The 23842-nt window shown below is 43.0% G+C and carries 22 protein-coding genes, 2 tRNA genes, 2 rRNA genes and 1 pseudogene; 9 read left to right on the top strand and 18 right to left on the bottom strand.

Annotated features, from left to right (window positions below):
* The 7 genes and pseudogenes from ACNPNW_RS09280 to ACNPNW_RS09250 all read right to left on the bottom strand — a co-directional run.
* Positions 1-353 (bottom strand): 23S ribosomal RNA (locus ACNPNW_RS09280); the annotation flags it as partial.
* Between the two features lie 490 nt (positions 354-843).
* A tRNA-Ala gene (locus ACNPNW_RS09275) sits at positions 844-919 on the bottom strand.
* 71 nt (positions 920-990) lie between these two features.
* A tRNA-Ile gene (locus tag ACNPNW_RS09270) sits at positions 991-1067 on the bottom strand.
* Positions 1068-1127: 60 nt separating this feature from the next.
* A 16S ribosomal RNA gene (locus ACNPNW_RS09265) occupies positions 1128-2665 on the bottom strand.
* Positions 2666-3106: 441 nt separating this feature from the next.
* Positions 3107-4182: pseudogene (locus ACNPNW_RS09260) on the bottom strand (DUF6670 family protein).
* 19 nt (positions 4183-4201) lie between these two features.
* Complete coding sequence (gene pssA / locus ACNPNW_RS09255) at positions 4202-5023, bottom strand: CDP-diacylglycerol--serine O-phosphatidyltransferase (RefSeq protein WP_005108642.1); 822 nt, start codon at positions 5021-5023, stop codon at positions 4202-4204.
* Between the two features lie 38 nt (positions 5024-5061).
* Positions 5062-5919 (bottom strand): 23S rRNA (adenine(2030)-N(6))-methyltransferase RlmJ, encoded by an 858-nt coding sequence (locus ACNPNW_RS09250; RefSeq protein WP_004732197.1) that lies wholly within the window; start codon positions 5917-5919, stop codon positions 5062-5064.
* Positions 5920-6036: 117 nt separating this feature from the next.
* Between ACNPNW_RS09250 and ACNPNW_RS09245 the strand changes: the two genes are divergently transcribed.
* Together ACNPNW_RS09245 and ACNPNW_RS09240 are read left to right on the top strand one after the other, a co-directional pair.
* Positions 6037-6639 (top strand): 2OG-Fe(II) oxygenase, encoded by a 603-nt coding sequence (locus tag ACNPNW_RS09245; RefSeq protein ID WP_005249951.1) that lies wholly within the window; start codon positions 6037-6039, stop codon positions 6637-6639.
* 70 nt (positions 6640-6709) lie between these two features.
* Positions 6710-7237 (top strand): hypothetical protein, encoded by a 528-nt coding sequence (locus ACNPNW_RS09240; protein WP_004281425.1) that lies wholly within the window; start codon positions 6710-6712, stop codon positions 7235-7237.
* 89 nt (positions 7238-7326) lie between these two features.
* Here ACNPNW_RS09240 and ACNPNW_RS09235 read toward each other — a convergent pair whose 3' ends face one another.
* From ACNPNW_RS09235 to ACNPNW_RS09210, 6 genes are all read right to left on the bottom strand, one after another.
* Positions 7327-7584, bottom strand: coding sequence for a DUF2789 family protein (locus ACNPNW_RS09235; protein ID WP_420938126.1), 258 nt, complete (start codon positions 7582-7584; stop codon positions 7327-7329).
* 115 nt (positions 7585-7699) lie between these two features.
* Complete coding sequence (locus tag ACNPNW_RS09230; protein WP_420938125.1) at positions 7700-7954, bottom strand: DUF2789 family protein; 255 nt, start codon at positions 7952-7954, stop codon at positions 7700-7702.
* 51 nt (positions 7955-8005) lie between these two features.
* Positions 8006-8284 (bottom strand): DUF2789 family protein, encoded by a 279-nt coding sequence (locus tag ACNPNW_RS09225; RefSeq protein WP_420938124.1) that lies wholly within the window; start codon positions 8282-8284, stop codon positions 8006-8008.
* A 171-nt stretch (positions 8285-8455) separates the two neighbouring features.
* Positions 8456-9442 (bottom strand): malate dehydrogenase, encoded by a 987-nt coding sequence (locus ACNPNW_RS09220; RefSeq protein WP_004645103.1) that lies wholly within the window; start codon positions 9440-9442, stop codon positions 8456-8458.
* Between the two features lie 167 nt (positions 9443-9609).
* Positions 9610-10248: a ribonuclease T2 family protein gene (locus ACNPNW_RS09215; protein ID WP_039902525.1), complete on the bottom strand. Its 639-nt coding sequence runs from the start codon at positions 10246-10248 to the stop codon at positions 9610-9612.
* A gap of 32 nt (positions 10249-10280) precedes the next feature.
* Entirely contained in the window at positions 10281-12215 is a 1935-nt protein-coding gene (locus ACNPNW_RS09210; RefSeq protein ID WP_420938128.1) for a lytic transglycosylase domain-containing protein, read from the bottom strand.
* Positions 12216-12549: 334 nt separating this feature from the next.
* On the opposite strand from ACNPNW_RS09210, the gene miaB reads away from it, so the two are divergent.
* Genes miaB through ybeY form a run of 3 tightly spaced genes read left to right on the top strand, consistent with a single transcriptional unit; the run spans position 12550 to position 15626 of the window.
* Complete coding sequence (miaB, locus tag ACNPNW_RS09205) at positions 12550-14007, top strand: tRNA (N6-isopentenyl adenosine(37)-C2)-methylthiotransferase MiaB (protein WP_004732212.1); 1458 nt, start codon at positions 12550-12552, stop codon at positions 14005-14007.
* A 37-nt stretch (positions 14008-14044) separates the two neighbouring features.
* A complete protein-coding gene (locus ACNPNW_RS09200) occupies positions 14045-15121 on the top strand; it encodes a PhoH family protein (protein WP_004732214.1) in 1077 nt (358 codons plus the stop codon).
* A gap of 22 nt (positions 15122-15143) precedes the next feature.
* Complete coding sequence (ybeY, locus tag ACNPNW_RS09195; protein ID WP_420938123.1) at positions 15144-15626, top strand: rRNA maturation RNase YbeY; 483 nt, start codon at positions 15144-15146, stop codon at positions 15624-15626.
* A gap of 183 nt (positions 15627-15809) precedes the next feature.
* Here the strand turns inward: ybeY and ACNPNW_RS09190 are convergent, their stop codons facing one another.
* Positions 15810-16667, bottom strand: coding sequence for an energy transducer TonB (locus ACNPNW_RS09190; protein ID WP_171066348.1), 858 nt, complete (start codon positions 16665-16667; stop codon positions 15810-15812).
* Between the two features lie 263 nt (positions 16668-16930).
* Between ACNPNW_RS09190 and ACNPNW_RS09185 the strand changes: the two genes are divergently transcribed.
* The 3 genes from ACNPNW_RS09185 (at position 16931) to ACNPNW_RS09175 (ending at position 19154) form a co-directional block, all read left to right on the top strand.
* On the top strand, positions 16931-17617 hold the full coding sequence (locus tag ACNPNW_RS09185; protein ID WP_004645096.1) for a hypothetical protein: 687 nt from the start codon (positions 16931-16933) through the stop codon (positions 17615-17617).
* Positions 17618-17776: 159 nt separating this feature from the next.
* Positions 17777-18490, top strand: coding sequence for a DUF3108 domain-containing protein (locus tag ACNPNW_RS09180; protein ID WP_004645094.1), 714 nt, complete (start codon positions 17777-17779; stop codon positions 18488-18490).
* An 88-nt stretch (positions 18491-18578) separates the two neighbouring features.
* Positions 18579-19154: a xanthine phosphoribosyltransferase gene (locus tag ACNPNW_RS09175; RefSeq protein ID WP_005094083.1), complete on the top strand. Its 576-nt coding sequence runs from the start codon at positions 18579-18581 to the stop codon at positions 19152-19154.
* A gap of 311 nt (positions 19155-19465) precedes the next feature.
* Here the strand turns inward: ACNPNW_RS09175 and ACNPNW_RS09170 are convergent, their stop codons facing one another.
* The 3 genes from ACNPNW_RS09170 to ACNPNW_RS09160 all read right to left on the bottom strand — a co-directional run bounded on the left by ACNPNW_RS09170 (position 19466) and on the right by ACNPNW_RS09160 (position 21801).
* Positions 19466-20140 carry a hypothetical protein gene (locus ACNPNW_RS09170; protein WP_420938122.1) on the bottom strand — a complete coding sequence of 225 codons (675 nt, stop codon included), beginning with the start codon at positions 20138-20140 and terminating at the stop codon, positions 19466-19468.
* An 84-nt stretch (positions 20141-20224) separates the two neighbouring features.
* Positions 20225-21430, bottom strand: coding sequence for a CsgG/HfaB family protein (locus ACNPNW_RS09165; RefSeq protein ID WP_448766914.1), 1206 nt, complete (start codon positions 21428-21430; stop codon positions 20225-20227).
* Positions 21424-21801 carry a hypothetical protein gene (locus tag ACNPNW_RS09160; protein ID WP_004732227.1) on the bottom strand — a complete coding sequence of 126 codons (378 nt, stop codon included), beginning with the start codon at positions 21799-21801 and terminating at the stop codon, positions 21424-21426. The genes ACNPNW_RS09165 and ACNPNW_RS09160 overlap by 7 nt, the downstream gene beginning before the upstream one ends.
* A gap of 854 nt (positions 21802-22655) precedes the next feature.
* On the opposite strand from ACNPNW_RS09160, the gene ACNPNW_RS09155 reads away from it, so the two are divergent.
* A complete protein-coding gene (locus ACNPNW_RS09155) occupies positions 22656-23117 on the top strand; it encodes a hypothetical protein (RefSeq protein WP_448766918.1) in 462 nt (153 codons plus the stop codon).
* A 47-nt stretch (positions 23118-23164) separates the two neighbouring features.
* Here the strand turns inward: ACNPNW_RS09155 and wrbA are convergent, their stop codons facing one another.
* Positions 23165-23761 carry an NAD(P)H:quinone oxidoreductase gene (gene wrbA, locus ACNPNW_RS09150; protein WP_034438516.1) on the bottom strand — a complete coding sequence of 199 codons (597 nt, stop codon included), beginning with the start codon at positions 23759-23761 and terminating at the stop codon, positions 23165-23167.
* Positions 23762-23842: the final 81 nt, after the last annotated feature.

The raw sequence follows: 23842 nt of genomic DNA, 5'->3' as shown, positions 1-23842 counted from the left end.
CATATAAGCCCTTTCGTGTACAGGACTATCACCGTCTACGGTCGCACTTCCCAGAGCGTTCCACTAGAACTTATATGACTTAATGGGCTCTTCCCCTTTCGCTCGCCGCTACTGAGGGAATCTCAATTGATTTCTTTTCCTAAGGGTACTGAGATGTTTCACTTCCCCTCGTTCGCCTTGCAACACTATGTATTCATGTTGCAATACCTACCTTATGGTAAGTGGGTTTCCCCATTCAGACATCTCCGGATCACAGGATATTTGCCGCCTCCCCGGAGCTTTTCGCAGGCTATCACGTCTTTCATCGCCTCTGACTGCCAAGGCATCCACCACATGCACTTAATTACTTGACTATACAACCCCAAACAGTCGTTTATCCTTACAAGTAGGATAAGCAACAGATTGTGATGATCTCTCATCACGCTCATACAGTTGGCGTTTGTGCACTTAAGCACCGTACAGCTTCAATTAGATTCATATACCAAAACGCTTGATTCAGTTAATTTCGCTAGTAACTCATTTCTTTCATCTTCACATCACAGTAATAAATCACTGCTAGTGTTAATGTCAGTCATGAGTATGAACAAATTATTTCAACTCAAATATATTCTGTTAATGATTTTTCCAGCCTTCGTCAGGTCAGGAAACTGTGATAAATCACAGAGGTTATCAAGTGCGCGTATCATAACGCTTGTACTTGTTAATCTCTAGGATCTAAACACTTGATCGCTTAAGGACTAAACTAACAATCAATACTGTATTGATTACTATGTCTAACGTAGCTTTTGTTAACTTTCAAGTGATAGCATTATAGCTTTGCTTTATGCATTACGATATGAAGTATGGTGGAGACTAGGAGAGTCGAACTCCTGACCTCCTGCGTGCAAAGCAGGCGCTCTACCAACTAAGCTAAGTCCCCAGCTTATCAATAAGTCAATGTATCGTTCCGTTCTGTTTGCTTCAGCACTTTCATGCTTCGTTAGTCAGATTTGGTGGGTCTGACAAGACTTGAACTTGTGACCCCACGCTTATCAAGCGTGTGCTCTAACCAACTGAGCTACAGACCCTCAGATACATCGTATGAAGAACAACTTGTTGTGGATTCTTACCAATCGTCAATCTTTCGTTAAGGAGGTGATCCAGCCGCAGGTTCCCCTACGGCTACCTTGTTACGACTTCACCCCAGTCATCTGCCACACCGTGGTAAGCGTCCCCCCTAAGGTTAGACTACCTACTTCTGGTGCAACAAACTCCCATGGTGTGACGGGCGGTGTGTACAAGGCCCGGGAACGTATTCACCGCGGCATTCTGATCCGCGATTACTAGCGATTCCGACTTCATGGAGTCGAGTTGCAGACTCCAATCCGGACTACGATCGGCTTTTTGAGATTAGCATCCACTCGCGTGGTAGCAACCCTTTGTACCGACCATTGTAGCACGTGTGTAGCCCTGGTCGTAAGGGCCATGATGACTTGACGTCGTCCCCGCCTTCCTCCAGTTTGTCACTGGCAGTATCCTTAAAGTTCCCGGCTTAACCCGCTGGCAAATAAGGAAAAGGGTTGCGCTCGTTGCGGGACTTAACCCAACATCTCACGACACGAGCTGACGACAGCCATGCAGCACCTGTATGTAAGTTCCCGAAGGCACCAATCCATCTCTGGAAAGTTCTTACTATGTCAAGACCAGGTAAGGTTCTTCGCGTTGCATCGAATTAAACCACATGCTCCACCGCTTGTGCGGGCCCCCGTCAATTCATTTGAGTTTTAGTCTTGCGACCGTACTCCCCAGGCGGTCTACTTATCGCGTTAGCTGCGCCACTAAAGCCTCAAAGACCCCAACGGCTAGTAGACATCGTTTACGGCATGGACTACCAGGGTATCTAATCCTGTTTGCTCCCCATGCTTTCGCACCTCAGTGTCAGTATTAGGCCAGATGGCTGCCTTCGCCATCGGTATTCCTCCAGATCTCTACGCATTTCACCGCTACACCTGGAATTCTACCATCCTCTCCCATACTCTAGCCAACCAGTATCGAATGCAATTCCCAAGTTAAGCTCGGGGATTTCACATTTGACTTAATTGGCCACCTACGCGCGCTTTACGCCCAGTAAATCCGATTAACGCTTGCACCCTCTGTATTACCGCGGCTGCTGGCACAGAGTTAGCCGGTGCTTATTCTGCGAGTAACGTCCACTATCCAAGAGTATTAATCTCGGTAGCCTCCTCCTCGCTTAAAGTGCTTTACAACCAAAAGGCCTTCTTCACACACGCGGCATGGCTGGATCAGGGTTCCCCCCATTGTCCAATATTCCCCACTGCTGCCTCCCGTAGGAGTCTGGGCCGTGTCTCAGTCCCAGTGTGGCGGATCATCCTCTCAGACCCGCTACAGATCGTCGCCTTGGTAGGCCTTTACCCCACCAACTAGCTAATCCGACTTAGGCTCATCTATTAGCGCAAGGCCCGAAGGTCCCCTGCTTTCTCCCGTAGGACGTATGCGGTATTAGCATCCCTTTCGAGATGTTGTCCCCCACTAATAGGCAGATTCCTAAGCATTACTCACCCGTCCGCCGCTAGGTAATGTAGCAAGCTACATTTCCCCGCTCGACTTGCATGTGTTAAGCCTGCCGCCAGCGTTCAATCTGAGCCATGATCAAACTCTTCAGTTTAATACTATGTAGCACCTTAAAGGGTGCCAATCTTGGCTCATCAATTTTCTGACAAATATTTCTCAAATAAACTTCGAGTAATTTCTACCATCAATCAATGAAAATAATTTCGATCGATCAACCAGTAAAAATCCACACAAGTTGTTCTTCATAATCTCTTAATGATCTTCTTGCTAATTCGTCACCAGCAAGCTAGGTCGGCTATATTACTCTCTATCTCTAGAAAGTCAACCAGTAATTCAGATTATTTTTAAACTTATCAAATAAAACCCAACTCAATCAAACTTAACTAAGTCACTGTTTTATCAGAAGTTTTAATCTTCATCACCGCCGATGGATGTGCATTCTACAGGATTCCCAACCCAATACAACCCCTATTTTTAAATAATTCGGCAAAAATGCCACGACTGTTTATTTATTCTACAAAAATCGCAATTTTCTTCATTTCTTGAGCAGTAAAGGGACTGAATTGGATAAATGACTTAATCTTTTTCAGTTTTATTCTGTTCCTGAAAGCGTAAAGGCCGGCAATCTATGTATTCACAATAGCCCCCCTCCCCACTTTCGGTTTCTTCATTTATTTTTACTTGATAACTAAAACTTCCTACATAGCCCGCTGCCAGGCCAAATTTAAAATCTCCACGACTTTGACCTTGTACCCAGATACAAGTACCGTCTGCATTTTCATAACACCATTCAAATTCGCGCGGCAAATACATACTTTGTCGATTGGGTGTCGTAACACGCGGATAAACACGATGAACTTTAAAATAAACTTTGCGATCGAACATTTGGGTCCGCATGTTTTTTAAATCACGAAGATATATCCGCGACTGAACAATACGATTAAAACCATCCCGAATTTGTGCCAACAACAGTTGCCGGTTTTCACTGAGATTAATAATTTGATAAGTCAGGAAAGCCAAAGGCAGATAGGGAAAGTTAAAACTCCGGGCGTATTCAAAGCTTCCCAGACTATCGATCGTATACTGCTGCGCTTTATAATTCACTGTTCCCTGACAATGACACAGCAAAGACCAGTGATCTGCCAAGGAAAACCGCATTTGGGTAAAATGAGAAATCAGTTGAGTGGTTTGAATATTTAAATCAAAACTGAGTTCCGAGTCAAAACGCTGCAAACGAAAATTTGGAAAACTTCCACTCAATTGCTCCCGATCCAGAAACTGAAACAGACCCGATTTAAAATGACAGTCCTGCTTGACCGAATAGTGATGCAATTGCCCCACCATATGCGGACTCGAACTGCAAATCACGGTGGTGGTATCCAGGGCTGTGGTTTCAATTGCACTGGGGTTTGCCAGCATGGGGGCATTGGGTTGCCCGATAATACTCAGAAAGTTTAAATAATAGAGCGGTGCCGGAAGTCCGGGGATCATTAATCCTTGATGAATAATTTTATATTTTGAGGTAGGGCCATGATAGGCAGGATAGCGCGAAACAGTAGGAGTCTGATTCAGCTGTTTCGAACGATCTAGAAAATCTTGAAGAAACCGCATTTCAGACTCCTTATCTTTTTTATAATGTACTCGATCTTTTTGCCATAAAGGTGGTCACGAAACCAGACAAGGCATAGAGAATAGAAATGACCAGAATACCGACAGGAATATTATAAGTCATCGCTGCAAAGACGAATACGGCAATTGGTAGGACAAAAAATGGAACCCGTTTACGTTCTACTGTTTTGAATGAATAATATTTGATATTGGAAATCATCAACAAGCCCACCGCAATAATGACCACTGCATTAATGACCTGAAGAGAAGGTTCACGAATATCAAAGATTTCTGGAAAATCCAGACCGACCCAGACTAATGATACAATCATGATGGCAGCCAGAGGACTTGCCACACCGATAAAATAACGTTTATCGACCACACCAATCTGTACATTGAAACGTGCCAGACGGAACGCAGCACATGCGGTATAAACAAAACAAGCCGCCAGACCAATACGGCCCAAATCACTCAAGCCCCAGCTATACATCAAAATAGCGGGAGCCACACCAAAAGCCAGCATGTCAGAAAGAGAATCGAACTGTTCGCCAAACGGACTTTGTGCGCCAATCGCACGTGCTACACGACCATCCAATCCATCCAGTAATGCCGCAATAAAAATCGCATAAATGGCTTGCTGAAAATCCCCATTCATACTGGCAATAATCGAGTAGAAACCTGACAACAACGCTGCCGTTGTAATCAGGTTCGGCCATAGATAGATGCCTCGACGCTTAACTTTTTGCCCTTCCTGGGTATGCTCCTCTTCTTCCACCTCAAAGGTGATGCCATCAAAAGGCACTTCAGTTGAAGAGTCGCGTTCCGGTTTGCTTATATTTGTCATTCTTGTCGATCCTAGCTATGACCTGATCTTTAAAAAAATTACTCGCCCACTAACCAGCGAACTGCAGCGTGACCACCATTTTCACTCATGCGAAGATGCGGGAATAACCACTGTAGTGCTTCATCTGCATCTTCAGAGAATTTCCAAGGCGGGTTAATCACCAGCAAACCACAACCGTTCAAGCCCACTGGAGTATCATCCGGCCATACACAGACTTCACAAACCAGTTGACGGCGGATACCGGTCTTGAACATTTTCTTCTCAAAGCGTTCAATCATGGCACGGTCTTTAATTGGATACCAAACGGCGAATACACCTGTCGGCCATTTCTTATAAGCAGCAACTAGCAGTTCTACCAACTGCGGAAAATCTTTACGCTCCAGCTCATACGGTGGATCGATCATCACCAGACCACGTTTTTCTTTTGGTGGAATGACTGCTAAAAGACCTTCGTATGCATCACGCTCATGCAAACCTGCACGCTTGTCAAAAATATTATGACGAAGTTGCTGGAACACATCACGCTGCATTTCAAAAATGGTCGCTTTATCAATCTCACGCATGCCTTCTAGCGCAAACCACGGTGAACCCGGATAAGCACCCTTACCAAAGTTTTCACGCATATTTTCAACAATTTTCAAATATTGTTGTACGCCTTCAGGTGCATTACGCTTGATCGAATCATCAAGCTTAACCAGACGATGAATACCGTTTAAAAACTCACCTGATTTTTGCGCTTCGGCAGTCGACAAATCATACTTACCTGCACCACCATGTGTATCTACATAGCGATAAGGTTTGTCTTTTGCATTCAGTCGAGTCAACAACTGAAGCAATAAAACGTGCTTCATGACATCGGCAAAGTTGCCTGCGTGGTAAGAGTGACGGTAATTCATGTTTCAATTATTCCTAAGATCAATTGCTATTTTAACATGAAAAACTATTTCGTTCAGAAACGATTATTGCACTAAAATAGCGGACCTTTTTTTATCACACTATCGAGAATTGAAAAAATGGAAGCAGTTATCATCCCAGGGGATTGGAATGTTGATCAAATCTTAGATGATTTAGATCAACATGGCTTTAGTATTGTTGACGATGCTTACTCTAGCGAATATCAACATGCAGTGAGTCAAGAATGCTTAAGCCACTTAAACGAATTTCGTAATGCAGCCATTCAAAATGGTGTCGTTAACAACATCCGTAGTGATCATATTCTTTGGTTACAACCTGAATTTCAAATTTCCCACCGACATATTCAAACCCTTCAACAATTTTCTCAAATTTTAAACCGCGCGTTTTATTTAGGCATCAAAGATGTCGAAGCACATTTCGCTTGCTATCACGCGGGTGAGTTCTATACCCTGCACCGCGACAATCCTCAAGATAAAAATGGCCGGATGATTTCCAGTGTGTATTATTTACATGGACAATGGCAGACGGACTGGGGCGGTGAACTACGCCTGCAGGACAAACATGGCCAGTGGCATATTATCCAGCCAAAACCGAACCGAATGGCGCTGTTCCAGAGCGATTTATTACATGAAGTTTTAATCTCTAAACAGCAACGCCTATCCATTACCGCCTGGCTAAGAAGTGATACCTCACTACTCTAAGACGCAATGCCGCTTTAAATTTTAATTTTTAACCTCATATAGCCATTATTGAGAAATGAGGATTGCGTTGATGCGATTAACGACCAAACAGATTATTCAACGTCTGGGTGAAACTGACCAATTGTATTTAAAAGGCAATACGCCGGAATTAACGCTTGAACGTGCTGATCTTCGTTTACAGCTGGTGACTTTAAGTGAACTGCGTCAGGAACAGCGACATTTCCTGCAAGAAGCCGTAGTGTTGCTGGAACAAGGCCGGGTAGAATTTGAAGAAATGCCGCTGCGCATGTATATCAACCTATCTTTGCATCTGGCCAAGGCTTATATGATGTTTTTTGAATTGACCAAAGAGCACCATTTCGCCCTGATTACTCAGCAAATTTTAAAGCCAATGGCCAGTTATGAACATGGGGACATTTATTTCTTTCTGGCCTATGCCAGTGCCAGTAAAAATGAGCCGGCCCTGACCCGCCACTGGTTAGGTAAGTACACCACCACTGCCGAATTTGAGCTGGAATTATTACAGCAGCATCATGCATTTAATGATTATCGTCAGCACGAATGGTTTAACAAAATATTAAAAAGCAAAATGCATTAAGCCAAAGAACAAAAACGCCTCAAATGAGGCGTTTTTTAATACAAGCTATATCATCTTATTTTAAATATCAGAAAATATAGGAAAAATGATCAAGCAAGTTGACGTCTATAAGCGTCCATGTGCAGTTGCTGATTCAGTTCATCGACCCAAATTGCCCAATCATCATCTTGTACCAAATGGCTGATCAACAATGAACGTTGGGCTTTATTCCAAAACGGCGCATCGTGCAAGGACAGCCCTGCTGGCAGTTGATGGGTACGTATATACAATTCAATAGCCGCAGGACTATTGGCGAGACCGAGCTGAGAAAACAAGAGCTCTAAGGATGGTTGGTTCTTTGCGAGCATCGCGCCCTCCTTATATCAGATAAATTGTAATTATTTATAGATCTAACTTATAAGATAAGACAAAAAAAACCTAGTCATTTGACTAGGTTTGTTGTTTCTTTTTGTACGAATGCATTTAAGTGCTCTGCTTGTCACTTTCCACATGTAAAAGCTGATTTAACTTGTCAATAATGACAATCCACTCATCATCTTGGTGCCAATGTTCACGCAGGAAGGCACTTTGTCCCTCACTCCAGAATTCAGCATCCGGTAATGCCACTTCAGATGGCAATTGATGGGTATGGGTAAATTGAGTAATTGAGGCTTCATCAGAAGGCAAACCCAATTGTTCAAATAATAATTCTAAAGTTAACTGTTGTTCCGTAAGCATAAAGAGCCTCCATCGTAGCGTTAAATTATGAGCGTGTTGAGATTGGAATTCTTAGGTTGATTTATGGCCGGGTATGTCACAGGAACCGGAGCCCTCCGCCTCAATATGTAATTGTTCATTTAATACATCAACAAAAATGGCCCAGTCATCATCTTTCTTCCAGTGACTGATCAGAAAGTCATGCTGTGATTTGCTCCAAAAAGGAGCTTTATGCAGTGGTACATCCATACCAATTTGATGCGTGCTAATAAACTCGTCAATCGCTTCCGGACTCGAATCCAGACCCAATTGTTCAAAGAAAAGTTCGAAGGTGGGGCGTTGCTCTAACATCAGAACCTCCATTGTTTTTTATCTATAATCTTGTCTCTACCTTAGATGGCTCATAGCGAAAACTCAGTTGTCTCTCCTTCACAGCTTGTTATTTTTTGTTGATTAAAGTGAGTGATATAAAAAAAGCACCCCAAATGGAGTGCTTTTTCAACTTAATCTGAAAAGATCAAATTATTTAAGCATGTCAGCAATTGCTGCGCGCTCTTCTTCAAGTTCATTCAACGTGAAGTTGATACGCTCTTGACTGAATTCGTCGATTTCTAGACCTTGAACGATTTTGTATTCACCGTTTTCAGTCGTTACAGGGAAACCGAACATTACGCCTTCAGGAATACCGTAAGAACCGTCAGAAGGAATACCCATAGTTACCCATTCGCCGTTTGTACCAAGAGCCCAATCGCGCATATGGTCGATTGCAGCGTTAGCAGCAGAAGCAGCAGAAGACAAACCACGTGCTTCGATAATCGCAGCACCACGTTTACCAACAGTCGGAAGGAATGTATTTGCATTCCATTCTTGGTCGTTGATCATGTCTTTAACGCTTTCGCCGTTAATTGTTGCAAAACGGTAGTCGGCATACATGGTTGGAGAGTGGTTACCCCAAACTGTAAGATTTTTGATGTCTTTAACCGCTTTACCAGTTTTAGCAGCAATTTGAGATGCAGCACGGTTGTGGTCAAGACGTAACATTGCAGTGAAGTTTTTCGCTGGAAGATCTGGAGCAGATTTCATTGCGATGTAAGCATTCGTGTTTGCAGGGTTACCAACAACTAGAACTTTAACGTCACGGCTCGCAACTTCGTTCAATGCTTGACCTTGACCAATGAAGATTTCACCGTTCACTTTAAGCAGGTCAGCACGTTCCATACCTGGACCACGTGGACGTGAACCAACTAGAAGCGCGTAGTCAGCATCTTTAAATGCAACTTTAGGATCATCAGTACCGATCATGTCTTCTAGTAATGGGAATGCACAATCTTGAAGCTCCATCATTACGCCTTTAAGCGCTTGCTGAGCTTTCTCAAAAGGAACTTCGAGCAATTGCAAAATCACTGGTTGATCTTTACCTAGCATTTCGCCGCTTGCGATACGGAATAATAGGCTGTAACCAATTTGACCTGCAGCGCCAGTAACGGCAACACGAACTGCTTGCTTCATCTAATTATCTCCAATTGAGGATATTCAATGCGATTAAATAGTTAGTATTTAATCTAATAATCGTAAACGCGAAAGATTGTACTCCAATCCTTTGCCAGATGCATATAAAAGAGGACGGATTTCACCTAAAGTCTGATAGGAAATATAAATTAAATCGGCAAAAAAGCTCAGTATGTTCCTTTTATTGTGACAGTTTTTGGGCATGTATTAATAATGTTGGCAGGACAGGATTTGTAATTGCCATTCGGGCGATAACAGACCTTGATCGAGGTAAGTACGCTGGCTGACTGGGTCTGCTGGCAGTTGAATCGCAAGCCATTGCCCGGTAATTGCGGATTAATTTTCAGGAATTTGGCCCGCAATGTATCGACAGAAATCGTAATATTTTCCTGTTCTGTCAGTTCTGCGGGCACTTTCAGACGATCTGCATAATTGATAATCGTGCGGAAATATTGACTAGCATTCATCGGCACGCAGCCACCGATATTACGCCATAAAATTGTCCGGGTATTGTCATCCGGCATGATCCTGGCCACTACCTTGGACTGCAGTGGTGACAGTTTCGCAGAGCTATTGGTCGTGCAATTTTGTGATGTGGTCTGAGGATATAAGCCGGAGATATTCAGCGAATAACCTTCCAGACATTTTCGTTTCTTGGCATATTCCGGATACAGACTACATAGGGCCGGGACCATTTGTACATCCATGACATAGTCTGTCGGCGCAGCAAACGCTGCCGGACTGCTGGCCAAAAATACAAGCGTAACCGATCCAGCCCAGACTCGACGATCCTTCATTATTTTCATGAATAAATCACCATCCCCCAATAATTTTAATTTTATTGTGTATTACGTAATGGTATCAGTTGCATGCGTTTACCCACTGACTGTGCCCCCTGTCCCAACAAGATACCGTAATGCGTGGCATTGGTCATGACATGTTTCACATAATCTCGGGTTTCAAGTAAAGGAATACTTTCAGTATATTGATCTGCGGCCATTCCCTGAAATTCTGGCTGCCAGCGGCGGGCACGGTTTGGTCCGGCATTATAGCCTGCTGTTGCCAGAACTGGACTATTGCTGAGCTGACGCTGAATGGTAGATAAATAGAATGTTCCGTAGCGAATATTGGTATTCATATCGGTGAGTGCTGCCGGATTATAAGCCTCACCCATTTGACGCGCCACCAACTTGGCCGTATCCGGCATAATCTGCATTAGACCACCCGCCCCGACATGTGAACGTGCGACGGTATTGAAACGACTTTCTTGACGCATCAAACCATAGGCCCAGGCCGGATCAATCCCCGCATTGCGACTATGGCTGACCACGTAATTCTGATGTGGCATTGGATAACGATAGTTATAATTATGTTTGTTCGCGGTACGGTCAGCGGCATAAATGGCACGATCATACCAGCCCATATCCATGGCACGTTTTGCCGCGGCCAGCAACAGGTCATCATCCTTCTTTAGATAAGCCTGACGCACTGCCCAGTTCCATTCCCGGTTAATATAGTTCTCCGGGGCGCTGATATTACGTAAGGTGAAAGCACGGCGGAAATGAATATCCTGATTCAAGCGCTGCATAGCCTGATTGGATGGCTGCGCTGGATTTGGTGTACTCGCAGTCACCTGCCCCAGCTTGTCGCGTGCCAGAAGATTGTGATAGTCATCTCCGGTCGCCAGCTTACGATAAATACTTTCTGCTGCCTGTTTGGAAGCACGATCAGTACGTTGTTCGCTGGCACGCGCCAGCCAATATTGCCAACGGTCTTCCTGCTTTTGGTTAACACTCATGCTATCAATGGCACGAATCAGGCTTTCCCAAGCACTAAAACGGATGGCCTGACGTGCATAAATTTCGGCTTCTTCCGGGCTAAATGGCAGGCCATAGCTGGCATCTAGCGCATTCAACACTTCCCGATTGAAGTTGTTTTTCATCACTGTGGTACCACCGATATAACCGACAGCACGATATAAGGCGCGTTGTACAGATGCAGGTGTGCCTTCTGCGGTACGTTTGACAATGGATAAGGCCGAGTCCAGATCAGTATCTGCCAGACGACCCAGTGCATAGATCAGATAGGCATGTTCGGCAGCACTGCTTTTAGGTGCAGACCACAAATAACTGGTGGGATTGGCCTGAATCGAGTTCAATTGTGCCAATGACAAATTCAGGCCAATGCCTTGCGCTGTCGCAATGGCCTGACCTGACTGTCCGGCACGAAGTTGTCCCCAGAGTCGCTGCTGACGGTCTTCTGCTGTCATGAGTGGACTGGAAAGCATCATCCGGCCAAGACCGGTACAAGAATCCGGTTGGTTATTCGTCGTCAGCCAGACCTCTTTAAATTCAGCATAGACCAGTTCATCGCCAGCTTTGGCACGGACTTGTGCCACTGCACAGGCTTCGGCAGGATCAGCATTGGTCACATAAGGCAATACCGGTTGGGCAGTGCCAAAGTCTGCCATTTTTACTTTTTCTTCGACATAGTCCGCTGCCAGCTTTTCAGCCATCGCAGATTGAGGGTAACGCTGGGCAAAGCTGATAATCTGGCTAACAGGCTGCATGGCAAGATTCTGGTTTAAAATCCAGTATTCCGGATAATAGCCCAAGGCATCATTCTGCATAGACAGACGATATTGCTGTAACAGTTCAGTATTACCTGCATTGGCTGCACGCAAGGCATCATTAAATTGCTCTTCTGCTGCCTGTGTACTCGCTGAACAGATACATGCCACACTTAAAGTAATTAATTTATAGTATTTATACATAGTTTTAGTGTGTTTCAACATCCCTTTGCCTTCTATCATCGATTTTGTGCTTTGCCCATGTTGCATATCATAAGAGCTAGTTTGAAGATTATAACCAACTCTATTGTTCAGTTATGTAACCTTATGATTAAGCAATATTAATCTACAGACAATTTTTGCCCATAAATCAATATTTTTCCACAGTTAATTTGGGCTATAAGTTTAAGCGACTTTCCTGCTAAAATATGCGCCTTTCCAAGATTTCAGTCCGTGAATTGAATTTTTATTCACCTGTTTGATGCATCAATCAGGCTGTTCGTTCACTCTTTCAACGTATTACCTTGTAGGAGCCTACATGACGGTTCAAACCTTCATTCCGAATGGTGCCCCAGCTGCCTCAGAAAACACTGTTACCCAGCCAGCGCACACCCCAGTTAGCGATGCTTCAGTCAAAAAACTGTACATCGAAACACAAGGGTGTCAGATGAATGAGTACGACAGTCACCGTATGGCAGACCTGTTAGGCGATTCTCATGGCTATGTGCTGACCACCGATCCTAAAGATGCCGATATTCTACTGATGAATACCTGCTCGATCCGTGAAAAAGCCCAGGAGAAAGTATTCTCTGAGCTGGGTCGCTGGCGCAAGCTTAAAGATAAAAATCCTGATCTGATTATTGGTGTTGGGGGTTGTGTGGCTTCTCAGGAAGGCGACAACATCCAGAAACGTGCCAATTATGTCGATATGATTTTCGGTCCACAAACGCTGCACCGTTTACCACAAATGCTGGACCAGCATTTTGAGCAGATCGAAAAGCCAAAAAAAGAAAAAATCAAACTGGTGGATATTTCCTTCCCGGACATCGAGAAATTCGACTTTCTGCCAGAACCGCGTGTTGAAGGCTATAAAGCCTTTGTCTCGATCATGGAAGGCTGTTCCAAATACTGTTCTTTCTGCGTGGTGCCGTATACGCGTGGTGAAGAAGTTTCTCGTCCACTGGATGATGTGCTCGCTGAAATCGCGGGTCTGGCAGAAAAAGGCGTGCGTGAAATTTCGCTTTTAGGTCAGAACGTAAATGGCTACCGTGGTGAAACTTTTGAAGGCAATATCTGTACTTTTGCCGATCTGTTACGTTTGGTTGCAGATATTCCGGGCATTGGCCGTATTCGTTATACCACCTCGCATCCACTGGAATTTAATGACGACCTGATCCAATGCTATCATGATCTGCCACAAATGGTTTCGCATCTGCATCTGCCGGTACAAAGCGGCTCCAATGATGTGTTACAAGCGATGAAGCGTAACCACACCATCGATGTCTATATCGAAAAAATTAAAAAGTTACGTGCAGTTCGCCCTGACATGCATTTATCTTCAGACTTTATCATTGGCTTCCCGGGTGAAACAGATGAGAACTTTGAAGAGACCTATCAATTCATCAAAGATCTGGATTTTGATCATTCTTATAGTTTTATCTATTCAAAACGCCCGGGTACGCCTGCGGCAGAACTAGAAGATACGATCTCTGAAGATGTGAAAAAAGAACGTCTGGCCAAAGTTCAGCAATGGATTAAGCGTTCAAGCATTGACAAGACGGATGCCATGCTCGGAACCATCCAGCGTGTACTGATCGAAAAAGTTTCTGATAAAGATCCGAACATTCTGGTCGGTACAGCGGACAATACCCGTTATGTCAACTTTATTGGTGACCCTGCCTGGGTAGGTCGCTTTGCCGAGATTGAAATTACCGAAATTAAAACTTTGAATTTAGTTTACGGTGAGCTCTTGAATCTTGAGCCTGACGTGGCGTAATGTAGAGCATATAACGCACACTTCATAAGGAACACTCTTGACTGCAGCGATTCGACGTACAGTAGCTTTTCCTGGAATTTCGATGGACCGTATACAAGCCATGTTAGGTGCCTATAACGGCCATTTGAAGCAAATTGAACAACGTTTAGACGTCAAAATCTCCCATCGTGGAGAAAGTTTTATTATTGATGGTGGAATCGATGCCGTTGAGAGAGCCGAAATGCTCTTGCAACGTCTTCATGAAGAATCTGAACATAGTCAGCAGATTAGTGCAGATACTTTACATCTGATGATTCAGGGCAGCCAGACTGACCGTGAACTTCAGCAAGATCTGGATGATCAGGAACACACGGGGCTGGACAACGTCTGGCTACAAACCCGTAAAGGCCGGATCAACCCGCGTGGTGCTAACCAGAAACGTTATGTACAGCGCATTCTGCAAAGTGATATTTCTTTTGGTATTGGCCCTGCGGGTACAGGTAAAACCTACCTCGCCGTTGCAGCTGCGGTCGATATGCTGGAGCGTAATGAAATTCAGCGGATCTTGCTGGTTCGTCCTGCGGTTGAAGCCGGTGAAAAACTTGGTTTCTTGCCGGGGGACTTAACCCAGAAAATCGATCCTTATTTACGTCCCTTGTATGATGCGCTGTATGAAATGCTTGGATTTGAAAAAGTGGCCAAGCTGATCGAACGTCAGGTGATTGAAGTGGCCCCCCTTGCCTATATGCGTGGCCGTACCCTGAATCATTCTTTCGTGATTCTAGATGAAGCGCAGAACACCACCCCCGAACAGATGAAGATGTTCCTGACCCGTTTAGGTTTTGGCTCACGTGCCGTGATTACGGGCGACGTAACTCAGGTGGATTTACCGCGTGGTCAGCAATCCGGCCTGTCACATGCCTTGCGTGTGATTGATAAAATTCCTGAAATTCATATCACCCGTTTTCATTCGCGTGATGTAGTACGTCATCAACTTGTACAGAAAATTGTTGAAGCCTACGAAGGCTGGGACAGTGAACAGCAGCGTTTAAGTGCTGAAGCACGTGCCGAACGTAAAGCACGTCAGGATGCCTTGATCGCTGAAAATGATGCTGCGGCAGACGCACAGCATTAAGCTTTAAACTTAAGGATTTGTGTTGAAACTTAGTCTTTCCTTACAACAGGACTTTCAGTCACCTGAACTGGTACTGAAACGAGCCTATATTAAAAAAGTTGTAGAAACCACTTTACGTCATATCGGCACTCAAAGTGATTGCGAAATTGGAATTGCCTGTGTTGATAATGACGAAAGTCATAAACTGAATTTGGAATATCGAGGCAAAGACAAACCGACCAATGTCCTGTCTTTCCCAAGTGAACTTCCAGACGAAATGGCGCAGTTTCTGGATGCATTTCCCATTGGTGATCTGGTGATCTGCATTCCCGTGGTACTGACTGAAGCACTTGAACAGCAAAAAGTACCCTTGACGCATTTCACCCATATGCTGGTACATGGCACTTTACACCTAATGGGCTATGACCATGAAACCTCGGATGAAGATGCTGAAGAAATGGAAGGTATTGAAATCGAGATTCTGGCCAAGCTAGGTTTTGAAAATCCCTATCTGGAACAGAACTAAAATTTCTTCATAAAAAAAGCGGGCCAAGGCTCGCTTTTTTTTATTGAAAGTTGCCCTCCCTCTAACTCCCTCCCAGAGGGAGGGAGAACATTCATTAGAATCCTATGATTGTTAAACATTATAGATATAGTTCCCTCTCCTTATTAGGAGTGGGTTAGGGAGAGGTCTTGGTAAATATCAACTTTAACGCACTTCAAACTCCGCTTCTGCCGGGTCAAAACGCCAGGTACGAATCACTCGCAGTTCGGAAATTTCTTTCATTTTACTGTCGAAAGCACCAAATGGTGCTGCCTTACGCACGGAGGATTTAGCTGCTTCATCCAACATGGCATGTCCTGAACTGTCAATCAGTCGAATGGCACGAATCCCCCCATTCTGATTCAGGATCACCATCAAACGCACTTCACCTGCCAGATTCTGCTGCTTGGCTGCTTCCGGATAGTAGCGGTTGCCATAAAATTCCACTTTTTCACGGAACTTTTCCAGATAGGCGGCCGAAACATCCTGCTTGGACTGAATCCCATCTACAGTCTTAATTTTTTGCTGACGACTGAAATTTTGCTGACGCTGTAAATATTGCGCTTCCAGACTGGCGACCATGGCCGCTTTGGCCTGAAACTGGCTCTGTAATTGCTCCTGCATTTTTTTACGCTGATTTTCTTCCGCCTGCTTTTGCCAGCTCAAGGTGGTCATCAGGACTTTTTCTTCAAAACTGAGTTCCTGTTGCTGTTGCAGCATATCCAGACTTTCTTGCAGTTCTTCGCCTGCATGTTGCTCCATTAACGGCGATGGCATATCACTCGACATGCGATGAGCTTCTCTAAACTGGCCGGAACCCTGCTGGTCCGTTTGGGCCAGAAAATCAGCATGCTCAATTTTTTCATCAGTCTGGCGCAAGCTGACCGCGATTTCTTTGGTACTGGTATCCCGATCTTGCGGCATACCAAATTCCAGTGTCAGCACGATCAAATGCAGAATGCCTGCGGCAAGCAACGCACTGCTAAACACTGGATCTTTCCACCAAGTTCTGACCAGAGGCATGAGTATCATCGTTTTTTCACATTCGCCTAAACTCAATAATGAGTTCAGCTCCCCAAAAAAGTATTTGAAAGATTAAAAATAAACGGATTCGTCATTTATCTTTTTAAAATGCCAAATCCATCAAATCTTCAACGTTACATAACTAAAACTATAAAAATGGTGCTATTTATTTTGCTAAACTTCAAGCATGAACGCTTGTATTTTTCATACAATTCGACAAGATACATCCCGAGTCAAAAATAAAGTTGCCAGGACGCTTCAGTATGCAAACGCTAATTTCCAATATCTCCAACCGAATCCGCCAAGTGTATCAGAGGGCGGAAGGATTTATTGAAGATGAGCGTGAATTTCCCCTATCGCAAGTCTTCCTAAATGCAACCTTTCAGCGCTTTGTCACAGACAATGTCGATGCATTGAAAGACTTACACGCAGATTTACATGAAGACTGGCTGCGTCTCTACGCAACACTGGATTATAAAGGCCTGATTGTCACTTTATCGGTTGATTTGAAACTGGTACAGATGGAACTGAATAAAACCACCCAGTTGATCGTGTTCGAGCAAATTAGTGATACCCAGCTGATTGAAGCCAAATATCCGAATATGCTTTATAAACTTGGCGTGCGTTTTGGCCTGTTCTTCTATCAACGTGTCTTGAATAAAGATCCTTTGGGAATGATTTTGGAAAAACTGGGCGTGATTAAAGTCATCGATGACTTGCTCTATCTGGATTTAAATCGCTGGTTAGGTAAAAGCCGATCTGTCATTGATACCTTAAGCAAAGTTCATGTGAATCACGCAGTACTTCGTGAAGCCGAACTGGTGGTGATTGGCAACGTCAATCTGGCCGCCCTGTTTAGAAAACTCTCCCAAGATCAGGAAGAGAACTGGGATGAAGACGAGATGGATGATAACCGGGTCACTCCCATCAAACAGAAAGATCCTTCTTAAATCATGCCGAACGTAGTTTTTGAACAAAAGCTCCATAAAACTACATGAAATATACATTTTTGGCAGAAATATCCCTTCAATTTCCATATTTTGCCCAAATAATAAAGGGTGCAATAAGTGATATGTTTTGCCCGTTGAATCAATATAGGAAAATAACTGATGGCGAAGACTGTATTCAAAACTTTAGTGATGACCACGGGTCTGAGCAGCGCGATACTGTTCACTGGTATTTCTAGCCAGGCTTTTGCCATGACTCCTTTCCAGGCCAGTTATCAATTTAGCTATAATGGCAAGAATATGGGTTCTGCAACACGGACTCTAAGTAAATCTGGCAATAACTGGACGTATGTCTTTGCTGCAAAAGCCGGGGGGATTGCCTCTGCAACCGAAACCAGCCGCTTTACTTTTAATAATGGCAAGATCGGATCAAGCAGTTTCAGTCGCAGCAGTAAAGTACTGGTGCATAACAACACCATGAGTATTAATTTTAATCCTTCCAGCAAAACTATCAGTACCAAGAAAGACGATGAAAAACGTTCTTTTGCCTGGAGAGCAGATGTTCTGGATGAGTTGAATGCAGAATTGCAAATTCGTGAAGACTTAAAAAATTCAGGCCTGAAAACAAATTACTATATCGCTGATGCCAAAGAAATTGAAGGCCGTAAGTTTGTCAAACAAGGTTCAGAGACTATAAGTACCAAATACGGATCTTTTAATACCATTAAAGTGGTGATGAAACATAGCAAACCAGGTCGTGAAACCATTTTCTGGCTGGCACCAAAACTTGACTATCTTCCAGTCAAAGTTTCGCATGTCGACAAGAAAACCTCCTATGGTTTACTGTTAACTGACTATAAAGGTGCAAGCAACTAAGTTTTTGGCGAATTTCACTTGATTTTTTCCGGGTGCTTTTTACAATACGCTTTTGCTTGAAAAAGCACCTGCTCTTGAGGATTCTCCCGTGCATGCACTAGAACAGAAAATCTTGGCTGAAGGCATCGTCCTCTCTGAAGAAGTTTTGAAAGTAGACTCTTTCTTAAACCATCAGATTGATCCAGTCATGATGCAACTGATTGGTCAAGAATTTGCGCGTCTGTTTAAGGATGCTGGTATTACCAAAATTATTACGATTGAAGCATCAGGTATTGCACCTGCCGTAATGGCCGGCCTAGAGCTTGGCGTACCGGTGATCTTTGCACGTAAATACCAGTCTCTGACCCTGAAAGATGATTTATATCGTTCTAAAGTCTTTTCATTTACCAAACAAACTGAAAGCACGATCGCGATTTCAAATAAACACATCAGCTCAACCGACAAGGTTTTAGTGATCGATGATTTCTTGGCTAATGGTCAAGCAGCTTTAGGTCTTGCAGACCTGATTCATCAGGCAAATGCAGAAGTAGTCGGTATTGGCATTGTGATTGAAAAATCATTCCAGCCAGGTCGTGATCTGCTGCTTGAAAAAGGCTACCGTGTGGAATCACTGGCACGTGTGAAGTCTTTAGCAAATGGCACAGTTGAATTTGTTCGCGACTAAGCTCGCCAATGAATTTCAAAAGAGCGCTGATGCGCTCTTTTTTTATTGCGTTTTTCTGATGATATAAATTTAAAATATCCAAAACTCGGCTATAGCTCAGCCTAAATTCTTATTTATTCTTCCAGATTTGATCCTAGATAAATGACTTAATCTTAAGCTCCAGACTACTCAATTTCTGAAATAGAGAGTGTCAAACAATAAGTACTTTTTTATCCGATGAATAAACAACAATTTATGTGGATGTTATTATAAAATAAAGAGGCCTAACTATCTGCCAATAGTTAGACCTGTGTTCACCTCGAAAAAAGAGTTTATTTAACAGTCACAGTGATACTACCGCTATTCACAGCACCGATAGCGGTAGTTGTGATGCTGTTGTTAATAGCAGTTTGAGTTCCTTCTGAAATAGCACTGACAGATGCATCAATAGCACCCGCATTATAGGCAATATTCGCTACACTATAATTGCTTAAAGTTTCATTGATTTCCTCACTATAGTCAGTACTCAGTGTCGAACTTATAACTTCCGAGATATCTGAACTATCCGAAACCTCTGATAGCTCCTCTAGAGTTTCAGAATTATTAGTTGCACTCGTTACTGCACTGTAATCGTAGTTATCCGTTGCATCTGATATGTCTGATACCACCTTATTGTAGCTACCCTGTTCGATGCTGATACTACCGGTATTCGCGGCACCAATCGCAGTAGTTTCAATACTACCTTCAATTGAACTAATGGCCTCTGGTGCTTCTCTAGTAGCTTCTGCAATTGCTTCTAAATCGACACTTGCATCAACATCACCTGTATTCACTGCAAGATTCAAAGCAGAACCATTTTCAACCTGCTGAGAAATAGAATCCAGGGTAGCTTGTAAGCCTGTATCTACGGTGACATCAGTAGGTGTTTCACCATCTTGGGCGTATGCCATACCTGCGCTAGACAGAAAGGCGACGGATAAAGCGATTGTTTTGATCGTGTTTTTCATCGTTGTTCTTCCTACTTTTGTTTTGAAGTACCTCTCGCTAAGTACTCCTTCTTATAATGGGAGCGAGCCCATTCTCAAATACTTTTAATCACGTTGGGTGCTAGACCAGTAATTTTCGACCACATCAGGATTAACCTCCCATAGCGTTGTGGTTTTTTCATCTTCTTGTTCTTTAGCAGCTTCTTCTTGAGTATCTTTTTCTTCATTCTTTTCATTTGAAGAAGGTTGACGCTGCTTCTTGCTGATATATTTAATCAAGTCCTGTTTACTCATTTCAGGCTCTGCTTCAGGGTTTTGAATCACCTCGGACTCTTTCTGTTTAGGCGGTTTTGTATCTTTACTCGGGGAGTTGGTTAACTTATTTTTTTCATTGGATGAGTCTGCCTGGCTTGAGACTGACTCCTGAACAACACTGCTTGAAGCTGTACTATTTTGTTGCTGGTTTTTCTTGTATTTATGCAGCGCAACAGAACTTCGGGTTAAGTTTAATTGACCGAACTCTGGCGGTATCTGCGCACGACAGCTTTCAAATACGGCGGGTGGGACAACCTGACTCAGCAATTCAAAAGTGGCCAGATTCAACATTTGTCGCAAGGCAAAATTAGTTGCCTCGCGTTCTCCTTTTCCAATCTGAATGTTTAAGAGTGTACGACCAGCGAATCTGCCTGCACTTAAGCCATAATCCTGTGCAGCAATTTGCTTCTGCAATGAAACATTGCCCACGACTTTACTGCTGCGGGTATCTGTCAGAGATAAATCCAGACCGACCATAATCCGGGTTTGACTATAATTCGGGCCGACACCGGCGATTTGCATATCAAAACCACCACCCGGAATAAAATCAAGACTGTTAATACTGCCTGTCACATAATAATCAGAAGCCTGGATTTGTCTTGGATCACGAATGCCCCACTTGGCTTCGCTTTCGATAATCCGGGGATCACGCCGGTTCATTAAGCTCACCCCCGCCTGAAACAAGGCAGATTGCACCATATCTCCCGCACCTTGGGTCACCATTTTTCCGCTACCACCATTGGTCACCACATCCTTACCGGTTTGATCCAGAATTGCCCCCACGGAGAAACTCACATCACTACGTAATTGTCCTTTTAGGCAGGATAAAGCCATATCAAAAGGGGTAAAAATATCGGTAATTGGGGGACCTTGCACCAGGCTAACTGGCTTCTTGTTTGAGGGTGCTAAACCTGTGCAGCCTGTTAAAAAAGAACTAAAAAGGACGGTGACACTTACGAAAGATAAATGTCTTCTGGTCGAGGAGAAATTCAGCATTGTGATTCTCCTGGTCTGTTACTTAAATTAAGACAGCGCTGAGGATTTTGGTTGGTATTTGAATTGACTGGTGCTTCATTCAGCAATTCACTCGTAATATCAATATTGTTGTCTGTACCCTCTACATTGATATTGTTGGTCGGGGTATTTACCGTCCCGATGGAAGTAGTTGAGGTGCTATGAACGGTGGTTTTACCTAATCCGGAATAATAGTCTGACTCCTTAAGTTCGATCAGATTGGCTTGAACTAGATTCTCATTGGAACGGGCACTGGATGATTTCCAACGCTGAGTCCACTCATCAGAAGTGGCATAAGCGTTACTTAGAAAACATAAACATAATAAACCCAGATTGATAACTAACATTCTCATAATCTTAATATCCTCTGATTTAAGATATTTATTTAATTTTTCATTTAATAAGATTAAATTTATCTGAAAAATATTAAATCACATAAAATTATAAAATGTAAAACTAATCCCTATTCACATATTTTTTTGTTTCATTTAAAAATATAAAGTATTGTTTTTAATTAATTAATAAATATTTGTTTATTATTTGTGATTTGTAAGAAATCATTATATAAATTTTTTTTGAATATAAGATTTATATAAAAAACTTGATTAAGATAATATATTTTTTATATTAGTAATAATCAAAAATTTATCTAATAAAGATTAGAATTATTATGCTTTTTACATTTTAAAGACCGTAAATTTTTATTTTATTAGAACTTCTATTTAATAAGGATAAATGTCACGATTTATCTAAAATATAATTAATCAATTACAATGAAGGTGACTTATAAAGAAACGCCAATATTCAGGTGTATTTTGTCTGAAAAATTTAAATAGCTCCGATAAGAACTCGTTTGCATATTTTTTCGACTACCCTTCCTTTTTCATCTCAACTCCAGAAATAGTCTTTCTAAGAGCTAAAAGCACAATATTTAGAATGATGAGAGAAGAACATTTCTGATGATCTTGAGATTTGCCATTTCCTCAATGACAGGTTAAGAATTGCGTTAATCAACCAAGAAGGCATATATTTACAGCTGAAATACAATGTTTTAGCGTGAACTCAACTAGAATCAAGTGAGTATGCAATGTTTCTGATTTGCGAATTCAAAACTTATCTAGTGTGTTGTTGTATGTTATGAATAAGTACTGATCAGGGCAAAAATCCTATTCCCAATGAATCTAAAACAAGCACATCTCAATCCTTGATGGAACAATCTATGCAATGTCCTAAATGTGGCTCATCTGATATCGAACAGCGCGATCATGAACAGAATTTAAAGAAAATTGGCGGCATTCTCATGAGTTCAGCGGGTGCAACTGCGGGGACTGTGGGTGGCGCTGCTTCAGGTGCATCGATTGGCGCTGCGATTGGTACGGTAGCCGGACCTTTAGGTGTCATTGTCGGTGGAACCGTAGGTACTTTTGTCGGTGCAATCAGTGTCGGAATTACCGGCGGTGTGGTCGGTAATTTTCTAGGGAAAAAAGCTGGAGTTTCTGTTGACCGCAATCTGTTTCAGGATTATCAATGTCTGAAATGCAAATACAGATTTAGTCAAAAAGATCAAAAAGATCAAAAAGATCAAAAAGATCAAAAAGATCAAAAAGATCAAAAAGATCAAAAAGATCAAAAAGATCAAAAAGATCAAAAAGATCAAAAAGAAGCCTAATAAAGTTCAGGAAATGAAGTCCATCCTTCATTTCCTGTGAGTGTTTTTCAGACTCGATTGAGTTTCAGTACCACTTCACCTAAACGCTTGCCTTGTACTTCACACAGAATTTTTTCATCCTGACTCAGGCCCTGATCATGCCGTGGGCCGCTGACATGACTAGCGCCATAAGGCGTACCACCAGTTTTGGTATTCGAGAGTGCCGGTGTTGAGTTACTAAGCCCCATGATCATCATGCCATGATGGAACAACGGCGGCAGCATGGTCAGCAAAGTACTTTCCTGTCCGCCATGCATGGAACCTGATGCCGTAAACACGCAAGCCGGTTTACCGTGTAGCGCTCCATTCAGCCACAGACTCGTGGTCTGATCCCAAAAATATTTCATTTCAGAGGCCATATTGCCAAAACGGGTCGGTGAACCAAGCGCCAGGCCGGCACATTGCGCCAGATCGTCCAGAGTACAGTAAATATCCCCTTCTGCCGGAATACTCGGTTCAGCGACTTTTACCATGCTGGATATATTTGGAACTGTCCTGATTTTTACTGCCACGCCTGCCGCTTCAATTCCATTGGCAATCAGATGCGCCATTTCTTTGGTTGAGCCATATTTGCTGTAATATAAAACAAGGACATAAGGTTGCATCATGGTTCTTATTCATTACTTAAAAAAATAAAACTATACGATACTTTGCAAGTTTTTTGGTTAAGCTGATGATGAAAATTC

It is taken from the genome of Acinetobacter endophylla (genome assembly GCF_053543775.1).
This window is presented reverse-complemented; position numbering and strand designations above follow the sequence as displayed.